The following is a 9,792-nucleotide window of genomic DNA, read 5'->3' as shown; positions in this document are numbered from 1 at the left end:
TCCTCCTGATGATTGGTCTCGTCAGGGCCGATTGGCGAAGTCGTGCACGACGCGCTGCAGCAACGGCACATAGTCGCGAAACGCCCGCGTCCGCATATTGGCGACCTTGCCGCCCTCGTCCCAGATGCGAACCCGCACCGCTTCCTCGTGGAACGGGTTCTCGCGGAACGCAGCCACCTCGTCGGCACTCATCGGTCCGCCCTGCAGCGACAAGGTATGAACCGAAGCCGGCGACAGCCTGGAGAAATAGGTCGGGTCGGTGGCGCAGAGATAGCGCTTGGCGGCAACGTGCAGCCGGACGCACTCGACGATGACAGGCGGGAAGAACGGTGCCAGCACTTCGCCGCCGGCCTCGTCATGGTGCTTGTCCTCGACATCGTCGGGCGAATAGGTGCCGAACTCGCTGGTGTAATGGCCGATGTCGTGCAGCAGCGCGGCGGCCACCAGCACGTCGGGGGCTCCATCCTGTTCCGCCAGCCAAGCCCCTTGCAGCATATGCTCGGACATCGTCACCGGCTCGCCGAGATAGGATTCGGCGCCCCGGCGCTCAAAAATGTCGGCGATGAATTCGACGATGGTGTCCGCGTTCAGATCCTGGCCGATCATTCCGCGGCCTCCTTGAAGCCGTGTTCGATCGCCGCGAGCGTCGACAACAGGCCGTCCTTGTCGGCGTAGCATCCCTGCAGCCAGCGCTTGCCGGTGCCGGAAAACGCCTTGCGGGCATGCATGACGCGGGTGTTGTCGACGATGAAGGCCTGGCCGGGCTCAAGCTTGAAGGTGACTTCGAATGATGGATCCTCGATCAGCTCGGCGAAGCGGCGGTAGGCGGCGTAATAGGCGCCCATCTCGGCGAACGGCACGTCGACGGTCGGCGCCAGCGAACGGTTGTTGAAGCGGATGCAGATCAGTTCGCCGTCGGGTCCAAGCTCGATCATCGGGCGCTTCGCCTGCAGCCGCACGCCGGACGACCCTGCATAGTCGAACCGCGCCGCATGGGAGCTCAACAGCCGAAAACCCTCGGGATTTTCCGCTTGAAGGGCGGCCGCGACGGCAAAGCCGTCGACGACGCTGGATTCACCGCCCTCCACCGTGTTCTCGATGCAGGACAGGATCTGCAGCGTCGGCACCGGATCGCGATAGGGATTGTCGGTATGCGCCTGCAGGCCGAGATTGGTGTAGGCGAGATTGTTCGGGTTGACCTCGGCGCGCACTTCGAACCAGCGCCCGTAATTGGTCTCCCTGACATAGCCGAACAGGTCGGACACCTTGCACAGCGCCCCGGATTCGGCCGGCAGCCCGTCCATCACCGCAAAGCCATAAGTCCTCACCGCCGAAAGCCATTCGCGCAGCACACCGCGGCCATGCAGGGCCGCCGGATAGCTGGCGCGCGGCACCGCGTTCTGCATCGTCGCCCTGGTCCAGCGCTGGATGACATCGCCTGTCCAACCAGGCTGGCGTGTCTCGTCGCGATCATAGGCGTTCGCACGCAGCCATTGGGCGGGAAAGCTGACCGTTTTTCCCTCCGGCTCGAAGCTGATCTCCAGCGCTCCGGCCTTGATGGCGGCAGCGCCAATTCTCGTCTTCGCCGGAATGTCGAGGATGGTGATCAGGCGTTGGCCGTTGCCGGCGCTGCGCGTCTTGTCGTCAAGCGCGTTGTCGCGCAGCCAGACGGCGTGGAAGCGGGTACGCTTGCCGTCTGTCCAACCAAGTTCGATTGTTCTGCCTTCATCGCCAACCAGCACGTCGGTGAGCATGGAGTCCGTCCTATCCGCCTTGTTACCCACGGTTCGTGCCGTGGTTTGGATTGCATGTTGACCTCCCAAAAGGCATAATTCCAATTATCATTTTTTGGCCAATGGCAGCGATTTGGTAATGGCTCGGCGAACCGCTCCTACCCTCCCTCCACTCGACTGGCTGCGCAGTTTCGAGGCTGCGGCACGGCTGTCGAACTTCACCGCGGCGGCAGCCGAACTCGGCCTGACCCAGGCGGCCGTCAGCCAGCACATCCGGCTGCTCGAGGAAAGGCTGAAGACGCGTCTGTTCTCGCGGCTGGCGCGTGGGGTCGCGCTGTCGCCGGAGGGTGCCGCCTACCTGCCCCACATCCAGTCGGCCTTCGCCACCATTGGCAGCAGCACCACGGAACTGTTCGAACCGCGCGCAGTTCAGACCGTCTCGCTCCGGGTGCCGATCTCGTTTGCGCTGCTGGCGCTGGTTCCGGCGCTGCCCGACCTCGCCGAGGCGCTGCCGCGCATCCAGCTCGATCTGGTGACGATCCATCGCCCGACCGACTACGATTTGCCAGGCTCGGCGCTCGACATCCGTTTCGGCAACGGATCCTTTCCCGGCCGCGAGGCCGAGAGGCTGACCGCCGAGCGGCTTGTGCCGGTGGCAAGCCCGGCCTTGGCCAGTGCCGCCGACTGGACATCGCTGCCGCTGCTTCTGGTGGCCGGCGCGCGCGAGATGTGGGCCGAATGGTTCGCGGCGGCCGGATTGGCGGGCCATCCCCGGCGCTCGCATCGCTTTGACAGTTTCGTTGCCGCCATGCATGCGGCGAGCGCCGGTGCCGGCGTCCTCCTTGGGTCGCGGCCCCTAATCGACGCGGCGCTCGACGGCGGAGCGCTGGTCCGGCTTTCCGATTTTGAGCTGCCTAGCACGTCAGGGCATTTCCTGACCACCAGGCCGTCGACCGCGCACCTGACCAGCGCGGAGCAGGATTTCCGCCATTGGCTGCTGAAGCGCCTCGCCGGGAAGGCATGAGTGACTGGCGTTACCGCGACGCTGTGCCGATGCGCTTCCAGTAGATCAGCGTGGCCGTCAGCCCGCCATGCGGCTTCAGCGCATAGTCCGGCACTTCGCCGGCCAAGGTGAAGCCGAGCTTCTCATAAAGTCCCGAAGCACCCTCTTCGCTCGCCGTATCCAGAACCAGCAGCGTGCGCCCCTTCTCCGCCGCGAGGCGTTCGGCGGCTCGCATCAGGCGCGTCCCGACACCCCTGCCCCGCTGCCCGACCGATGTCATCAGCTTGGCGATCTCGGCCCGATGCGGCTGATTGGGCGGACAGTCGAGCGGCAGGGTGACGGTGCCGACCAGAGCGCCACCGTCCCATGCCCCAAGCACCATTCTTTGCCCTCGTGCCGCCGCGGCCAGCGACGTCTCCCAGAACGCGCAGGCAACATCCAACGCCAGCGGATGCATGAAGCTGACCGATCCGCCGGCGGCAACCGTTTCGACCAGCAGATCGGTCAGCTGTGCGAGTGTTTCCCGGCTTACGGTCAACGGCCCGATTTCTATGACGTTCATACCTGGTCCTCTGGAAACGATTGATGGGTCGACAGCGCCGCTTCAGTCGAGATGGCGCACACGCCGCCGCTTGCGCGCGGCCTTGATGGCGCCGATGCGTTCGGTGTCTTCTTCCTTGAGATGGCGACCGCGCTCCAGGATTTCGAGCGTGTATTCCTCATAGGTCAGGCCCAGCCGTTCAGCCTTGTCCATGCGCATCAGCATGACTTCGCGGCTCGGCGCCTTCCATGCCTTGGCGTGCGCGGCCTGCCAGGCCAGGAAGATGTATGGATCGCCCTTGCCCCATGGCGGCCCCTTGTAGTCGTCAAGAGGCGGCCCCCCATTGTGGGAGCGCTTTGGCCGTCGTGCCATGACGTCAGCTCCTGACCAGGGCGACGAGATAATCGGCGCCCGGCTCCAGCGCATGAAAGGTGCAATCCGACGGCGCTCCGAGCGCCAGGCAGTCGCCCGGTTCGAGCCTGTGCACCTGGTCACCCTCGGTGAATTCGAGTTTTCCCGAGATCAGCCAGATCTGCTGCTTGATGAAGGCGTAGGAAGCCGCTGGCAAACTGACCTTCGCGCCCGCCGGCAGATGGACCTTGATCAGTTCGAGCGGCATGTCGCAGGCCGGCGACAAATGCTGCCTGACATAGCCTGTGTCGGGGTCGCGCCACACTGCCTGGCCGGCTGCGCGCAGCAGCCCGCCACCCTGCAATTCCGCCCGTGCGATGAGGGTCGAGAGCGTCATGCCGAAGGCAGCTGCTATGCGTACCAGAAGTGCCGCCGTCGGGCTGGTCATGCCGCGCTCGATCGTGCTCAGCATTGCCTTGGAAACACCGGACTGTTCGGCGAGCTCGGCCAGCGACCAGTCCCGCATGGTCCTTTCGGTATGGATACGCCTGCCGATGGTCGAGGAAATGTCGTTCGCTATATCATCCATTCGTACATTATAACGAAACCAATAAGTGCGTGAAGAGCCATTTCAAAGCAATTTTCACCAAGACCTTAATCCTCTCTACACCATCCGACCTCATCCGACCTTAACCCCGTTCCTGTAGGGTACGGCCTCAAGGGAAATGGGGATTGGCCTGTCCATGTATGTCGAACGCGAAGCTTCCGTCGGAGAACCGACATCGCAGGAGCGCCGCACAGCCGACCAAAACGACAAGCGCATCCTGGGCAATGTCGTGCAATGCGACGGTGCGCGCGCCACCATCAGCGCCTATGCCGACGACGCCGACGGCGCGATCACCGGCCTGTGGACGGTCGGCAAGATGATCTCGATCAACCTTGGCACGACACGAACCGTCGGCCTGGTCTACGCGATCGGCAAGTCGGATCTGGCCTGGAACAATGACGGCCAGAACGCCATCGAGGTCAGCATCGAGCTGATCGGCGAAGTCCGTGACGGCGCCGAACCCGGGGCCAGGCCGATCTTCGACCGCGGCATCACCATCTATCCGCATATCGGCGCCGTCGCGCACCGCATCCGCACCCGCGACCTGCAGGCGGTCTATGACCTGGCCGGCCGCCATTCCATCACCATCGGCTCGCTGGCGCAGGACGAGGCGATCGCCGCCAACATCGCCATCGATGACACGCTGGCGCGCCACTTCGCCATTGTCGGCACGACCGGCGTCGGCAAATCGACAGCGGTGTCGCTGCTGCTGCGCAAGTCGATCGCGGCGCGGCCGGACCTGCGCATCCTGATCCTCGATCCGCACAACGAGTTCGCGGCCTCGCTGCCCGAATATTGCGTCAGGGTCGATTCCAAGACGCTCGACCTGCCGTTCTGGATGTTCACGCTGGAGGAATTCGCCGAAGTGCTGTTTCGCGGACGCGAAACGGTGCCGGAAGAGATCGATGCCCTTCGCGACCTCATTCCGCTCGCCAAGAATCTCTATCGCAACCCCGGTTCAGGCGCCTACCTGAGGCGCGGCAGCGATGCGCTGACCGCCGATACGCCGGTGCCCTACCGCATCGCCGACCTGCTCAAGCAGATCGACGAGCGCATGGGCATGCTCGAAAGCAAGACCGATCGTCCAACCCTCAAATCGCTGAAGACACGCATCGAATCGGCGGCGGCCGATCCGCGCTACCGCTTCATGTTCAATTCGCGCCTGATCGAGGACACCATCCACGAGACGATCGGCAACATCTTCCGCGTGCCGCATCATGGCCGTCCGGTGACCTGCTTCGAGATGGCCGGCATGCCGTCGGAAGTGGTCAATTCCGTCTGCTCGGTGCTGGCGCGTCTGGCCTTCGACCTCGCTCTGTGGAGCGAAGGCAAGCTGCAGCTGCTGTTCCTATGCGAGGAAGCGCACCGCTACATGCCCGCCGATGCGCGTCTCGGCTTCGCGCCGACCCGGCACGCGCTGTCGCGCATCGCCAAGGAAGGCCGCAAATATGGCTGCTATCTCGGCGTCGTCACCCAGCGCCCCGGCGAGCTCGACCCGACCATTCTCTCGCAGTGCTCGACCTTCTTCGCCATGCGGCTCGCCAACGAGCAGGACCAGGCGATCATCCGCTCGGCAATCGCAGACTCTTCCGCCTCCACGCTCGCTTTCCTGTCCTCCATGGGCCAGCGCGAAGCGATCGCCTTCGGCGAAGGCGTGGCGACGACCATGCGGCTGAAATTCGAAAGATTGCCCGCTCACCTGCTTCCAGGCACGGCCAAGCGCGAGGAAGACGTGACGTCCAAGGCCGGCGAGGTCGACCTTGTGGCGATCGTGGAGCGGCTGCGCAACGTGCCGAAACCGCAGAGCCAGGCGATGGCTTTCGCCGAGGTGGTCGATTCCGGCCGGCAGGCCGGCGACCCCGACTACCGCAAAGCGCCGGCGGCGGCGCGCGTGCAGTCGGACGAAGATTTCGACACACGCTACGGCCTCAAACCCGCGACCTTCGGCCTGCGCCCGCAGAACGATTGAGCTGAGCGTCACGCCTCCATGAATAGTCCTGAGAATCCGTGCAAGCGGCCTATCCCGTCTTCGTCGGAAAGCTTGGGTAAATCCCGTCAGGGAGGTGGTCAGGCTGAGCCGATTGGTGTTTTGGTCCGCGAGCATCGGCCTTCGCCGGCCGCAGCCTTAAAGCGCAACGTCTCATAAGTGCTTTGGCCGGCGAAGGCCGGAAGCGCAGAAGTCGGCAGCAAACGGCCGGCATCACGAATTCAGGGATGGGATTTTAGGCGCAGACGCGGTTGCGGCCTTGCCTTTTGGCTTCGTAGAGCTGGCGATCGGCGCGGCGATAGAATTCCTCCGCCGTTTCCTTGCGATCCCAGACGGCAAGCCCGACGCTGGTGGTGATCTTGAGCCGGACATTGTTGCCGGAGAGGATCGACATGTTGGCGATCGCCTTGCGGATGCGCTCGGCGAATTTGGCCAGAAGGTCCGCCTCCATGTTGGGCGTGACCACGGCGAACTCCTCACCACCCAGGCGCGCCACCACATCGTGGAAACGTGTCATGTCCCTGAGGCATCTGGCGACAGCCTTGAGCACCTCGTCGCCGACATCGTGGCCGTGCGTGTCGTTGACCTGCTTGAAATGGTCGAGATCGAGGATCATCAGCCCGACCGGCTTTTCGATGCGCCGGAACTCCTCGAGATATTCCTTCAGCGCGTCGTCGAAATAGCGCCGGTTCTGCATGCCGGTCAGGCCGTCGGTCAGGGCGGCATGCTCGAGCGTTTCGGAGCGGGCGCTGAGCGACACCGTCATGGCGCGCAGCTTGCCCTCTTCGGTCGCCTGCTTGCGGATCAGCGGGTAGATGAAGAAGATGCCGAAAAACAGCGCGGTGGCGAGCAGTACGCCGGTCGCGAACAGGAGCTTGTTGAGGTAGATGACCTTGTCCAGGCCGGAGGCCGTATGGAGTTCCGTGGCGAAGGATTGCAGTTGCCCATAGGCGTGCAGGGTCACCAGGCCAGCAGCCAGGATCACGAAGATAAAGACGAAAAAAGCGGATTCCGCTTTGTGGAAACGCATCTGCTCCCCGATGGAAAAATACCCCATGACCTTATGGCAGGGACCGACTTACGGAGCGTTAATTCCGACAACTTCGGCGAGAACCCTTCCCTCATGGGCAACTTTTTAAGTTGTATTAGCAACAAGTGTTTGGATCGTGGTTTCGAGAGCGTCACCGGGGCGAAGTCTCTGCCATTCCGGCCCCAGCTGATGGCGAAACCAGGTGGCCTGCCGCTTGGCATATTGCCTTGTCGCGATCTTGGCGCGCTCGATCGCCTCGGGAAAGCTCGACTGCCCTGAGATCGCGGCCTGGAGCTCGCGAACCCCGATCGCCTTCATCGCCGGCAGGTCTGGATCCAGACGAAGGGCCGCAAGCTGCTTGACTTCCTCCAGCGCGCCCTTGTCCAGCATCTGGTCGAAACGCCTTTCGATGCGATCAACCAATGCTGCCCGATCCGGCTCGACGACCAGGAAATGCGCGCTCGGCCTGTCGATGAGCGGCAGGCCGCGCTCTGCCTGCCAGTCCAGGATCGACCGGCCGGAGGCGTCGAGCACCTCGAGTGCCCGCACGATGCGCTGGCTGTCGGTTGGCTTCAACTGCATGGCGACGCTCGAATCCTCGCGCAGCAGCAAGGCATGCAGCTTGACCGCGCCTTGCTCCTTCAATTCGTAGCGCCAGCGGTCGCGTATCCGTTGCGGAATATCAGGCATTTCCGAAATCCCTTCCGCCAGCGCACGAAAGTACAGGCCGGTGCCACCGACGAAGATTGGCCGCCGCGAGAGCGTCCCGTCATCAATGAGTTTCATGACGTCGCGCAGCCAGGCGCCGGTCGAGTAGGCGGTGCCGGGATGGACATGCCCATAGAGAAAATGCGGCGCTCGTGCGAGTTCGGCCGCCTGCGGCCGGGCCGTCAGCACGTCGAGAACCGCATAGCCCTGCATGGAATCGGTGTTGACGATGACGCCGCCTGTGCGTTCGGCCAGTTCAAGCGCCAGCGCCGACTTGCCGCTGGCGGTCGGCCCGGCTATCAGGATCGCGTTCTTCACGCGGCCTTCGTCCGCATCCCTGCCGGAATTCTCGATGCCGCTCATTGCCACGCTTGTTTCCCGTCCCGCCGATCGCGCTCTGTCGCCATCGCTTGCGAATATGGCCTCACGGTCGGTGGGCGCAAGCGCTGTCGTATGGCTGGCCGAAGGCATTGCCTGTGACATTGCCCTGCCGCCAGCGGCGCAGGCTGATGAAACGACCGCGAGCCTTCGTACCGCACTGGCCGCTGAGCCCGTCGACGTGATCGTCCAGCAGGCTGAAACACGCCGCAAGAAAATCCTTCTCGCCGACATGGACTCGACCATGATCGACCAGGAGTGCATCGACGAGCTGGCCGACGAGATCGGCGTCAAGGATCATGTCGCGGCGATCACCGCACGGTCGATGAACGGCGAGATCGCCTTCGAGCCGGCGCTGCGCGAGCGCGTGGCGCTCCTCAAGGGGCTCGATGCCGCCGTCGTCGACCATATCGTCGCCAATCGGCTGACCTTGGCCTCGGGCGGCCGCGCGCTGGTCCAGACCATGCGCGCCAACGGCGCCTGGACGGCGCTCGTCTCGGGTGGGTTCGAGGTTTTCACCACGCGCATCGCTGCGATGCTTGGCTTTCAGGAAGACCGCGCCAACCGCCTTCTCGACCAAGACGGACGCTTCACCGGGCTGGTCGGCGAGCCGATCCTCGGCCGCGCCGCCAAGGCCGAGGCGCTGCTCGAAATCTGTGCCCGTCTTGGCCTGACGCCGGCCGATGCCATCGCCGTCGGCGACGGCGCCAACGATCTCGACATGATCCGCCTGGCCGGAACCGGTGTCGCGCTGCATGCCAAGCCTTCCGTCGCGGCGCAGGCAAAAGTCCGGATCGACCATGCCGACCTCACTGCGCTGCTCTATCTGCAGGGCTACCGGCAGGAAGAATTCGTCCAATGAAGCCAATCCGTACCGAACGCCTGATCCTGCGCAATTGGGAGGATCGCGACCGCGAATTGTTCCATCGCATCAATTCCGATGATCGCGTGATGGAGTTCTTCCCGTTTCGCCGCGACCGTGCCGCCGCCGACGCCAAGATGGATGAGTTCCGCGCCTGGGTCGATGAGGACGGCTACGGCTTCGCCGCGGCCGAGATTGCCGCGACCGGCGAATGCATCGGTTTCGTCGGCCTCCTCGCGACCGATGATGTGCCATCGCTGCCGGCCGACACAATCGAGATCGGCTGGCGGTTGGCTCCCGAATTCTGGGGCAAGGGCTATGTCACCGAGGCCTCGGAGGCATGGCTGGCCTACGGCTTCGAGACACTGGCCGTCGACGAGATCGTTTCCTTCGCCGTGGCGGAAAACCACCGCTCGACCGCCGTTATGAAACGCCTCGGCATGACCGCCGACCCATCGAGCGATTTCGACCACCCCAGCATTCCGGACAGCCATCCCGCGCTCAAGCGGCATGTGCTCTACCGGCTGTCGCGCGAGGACTGGCAGGCAAGAAAAAGGGCGGCGGGTTAGCCGCCCTTTCCAAATCGCCGGAT

Annotated in this window: 11 protein-coding genes; 4 read left to right on the top strand and 7 right to left on the bottom strand. The window is 64.0% G+C overall.

The genetic code is table 11. The features are described 5' to 3' along the window. Nucleotides 1–21: 21 nt before the first annotated feature. On the bottom strand, nt 22–606 hold the full coding sequence (locus tag FJ543_RS01060) for an HD domain-containing protein (protein ID WP_140660964.1): 585 nt from the start codon (nt 604–606) through the stop codon (nt 22–24). Beyond that, nucleotides 603–1,754, bottom strand: a complete 1,152-nt coding sequence (locus FJ543_RS01055) for a gamma-butyrobetaine dioxygenase (RefSeq protein WP_140873407.1) — start codon at nt 1,752–1,754, stop codon at nt 603–605. The genes FJ543_RS01060 and FJ543_RS01055 overlap by 4 nt, the downstream gene beginning before the upstream one ends. A gap of 118 nt (nt 1,755–1,872) precedes the next feature. Here FJ543_RS01055 and FJ543_RS01050 point away from each other — a divergent pair, with 118 nt between their 5' ends. Continuing rightward, nucleotides 1,873–2,757, top strand: a complete 885-nt coding sequence (locus tag FJ543_RS01050) for a LysR family transcriptional regulator (RefSeq protein ID WP_140873406.1) — start codon at nt 1,873–1,875, stop codon at nt 2,755–2,757. 10 nt (nt 2,758–2,767) lie between these two features. On the opposite strand, the gene FJ543_RS01045 is transcribed toward FJ543_RS01050, so the two are convergent. Genes FJ543_RS01045 through FJ543_RS01035 form a run of 3 tightly spaced genes read right to left on the bottom strand, consistent with a single transcriptional unit; the run spans nt 2,768 to nt 4,217 of the window. Next, the gene (locus FJ543_RS01045) at nt 2,768–3,298 is read right to left on the bottom strand and encodes a GNAT family N-acetyltransferase (RefSeq protein ID WP_140873405.1); all 531 of its coding nucleotides are present in this window, start codon (nt 3,296–3,298) and stop codon (nt 2,768–2,770) included. Nucleotides 3,299–3,340: 42 nt separating this feature from the next. Next, the gene (locus FJ543_RS01040; protein WP_140615734.1) at nt 3,341–3,649 is read right to left on the bottom strand and encodes a hypothetical protein; all 309 of its coding nucleotides are present in this window, start codon (nt 3,647–3,649) and stop codon (nt 3,341–3,343) included. Between the two features lie 4 nt (nt 3,650–3,653). Further along, nucleotides 3,654–4,217, bottom strand: a complete 564-nt coding sequence (locus FJ543_RS01035) for an XRE family transcriptional regulator (RefSeq protein ID WP_140615732.1) — start codon at nt 4,215–4,217, stop codon at nt 3,654–3,656. A 154-nt stretch (nt 4,218–4,371) separates the two neighbouring features. Between FJ543_RS01035 and FJ543_RS01030 the strand changes: the two genes are divergently transcribed. Beyond that, nucleotides 4,372–6,204, top strand: coding sequence for an ATP-binding protein (locus tag FJ543_RS01030; RefSeq protein ID WP_140873404.1), 1,833 nt, complete (start codon nt 4,372–4,374; stop codon nt 6,202–6,204). Between the two features lie 253 nt (nt 6,205–6,457). Here the strand turns inward: FJ543_RS01030 and FJ543_RS01025 are convergent, their stop codons facing one another. Together FJ543_RS01025 and miaA are read right to left on the bottom strand one after the other, a co-directional pair. Beyond that, nucleotides 6,458–7,252, bottom strand: coding sequence for a GGDEF domain-containing protein (locus tag FJ543_RS01025; protein WP_140660958.1), 795 nt, complete (start codon nt 7,250–7,252; stop codon nt 6,458–6,460). Nucleotides 7,253–7,357: 105 nt separating this feature from the next. Continuing rightward, entirely contained in the window at nt 7,358–8,323 is a 966-nt protein-coding gene (miaA, locus tag FJ543_RS01020) for a tRNA (adenosine(37)-N6)-dimethylallyltransferase MiaA (RefSeq protein WP_140873403.1), read from the bottom strand. Here miaA and serB point away from each other — a divergent pair. Both serB and FJ543_RS01010 read left to right on the top strand, forming a co-directional pair. Beyond that, nucleotides 8,313–9,200 (top strand): phosphoserine phosphatase SerB, encoded by an 888-nt coding sequence (gene serB / locus FJ543_RS01015; protein WP_015317280.1) that lies wholly within the window; start codon nt 8,313–8,315, stop codon nt 9,198–9,200. The genes miaA and serB overlap by 11 nt on opposite strands. Further along, nucleotides 9,197–9,769: a GNAT family N-acetyltransferase gene (locus FJ543_RS01010; protein ID WP_140660955.1), complete on the top strand. Its 573-nt coding sequence runs from the start codon at nt 9,197–9,199 to the stop codon at nt 9,767–9,769. The genes serB and FJ543_RS01010 overlap by 4 nt, the downstream gene beginning before the upstream one ends. The last annotated feature ends 23 nt before the right edge of the window (nt 9,770–9,792 follow it).

Origin of the sequence: Mesorhizobium sp. B2-5-7 (assembly GCF_006440875.1) — a bacterium.
Lineage (GTDB): Bacteria > Pseudomonadota > Alphaproteobacteria > Rhizobiales > Rhizobiaceae > Mesorhizobium > Mesorhizobium australicum.
The sequence above is the reverse complement of the archived record's forward strand: the minus strand, read 5'-3'. Positions and strand labels throughout refer to the sequence as shown.

Bases quoted from the DNA above. Each gene is read 5' to 3' on its own strand.
- FJ543_RS01040 (WP_140615734.1), bottom strand. From the start codon at position 3,649: ATGGCACGACGGCCAAAGCGCTCCCACAATGGGGGGCCGCCTCTTGAC.
- FJ543_RS01030 (WP_140873404.1), top strand. From the start codon at position 4,372: ATGTATGTCGAACGCGAAGCTTCCGTCGGAGAACCGACATCGCAGGAG.
- FJ543_RS01035 (WP_140615732.1), bottom strand. From the start codon at position 4,217: ATGGATGATATAGCGAACGACATTTCCTCGACCATCGGCAGGCGTATC.
- serB (WP_015317280.1), top strand. From the start codon at position 8,313: ATGCCGCTCATTGCCACGCTTGTTTCCCGTCCCGCCGATCGCGCTCTG.
- FJ543_RS01050 (WP_140873406.1), top strand. From the start codon at position 1,873: ATGGCTCGGCGAACCGCTCCTACCCTCCCTCCACTCGACTGGCTGCGC.
- FJ543_RS01060 (WP_140660964.1), bottom strand. From the start codon at position 606: ATGATCGGCCAGGATCTGAACGCGGACACCATCGTCGAATTCATCGCC.
- FJ543_RS01010 (WP_140660955.1), top strand. From the start codon at position 9,197: ATGAAGCCAATCCGTACCGAACGCCTGATCCTGCGCAATTGGGAGGAT.
- FJ543_RS01045 (WP_140873405.1), bottom strand. From the start codon at position 3,298: ATGAACGTCATAGAAATCGGGCCGTTGACCGTAAGCCGGGAAACACTC.
- miaA (WP_140873403.1), bottom strand. From the start codon at position 8,323: ATGAGCGGCATCGAGAATTCCGGCAGGGATGCGGACGAAGGCCGCGTG.
- FJ543_RS01055 (WP_140873407.1), bottom strand. From the start codon at position 1,754: ATGCTCACCGACGTGCTGGTTGGCGATGAAGGCAGAACAATCGAACTT.
- FJ543_RS01025 (WP_140660958.1), bottom strand. From the start codon at position 7,252: ATGCGTTTCCACAAAGCGGAATCCGCTTTTTTCGTCTTTATCTTCGTG.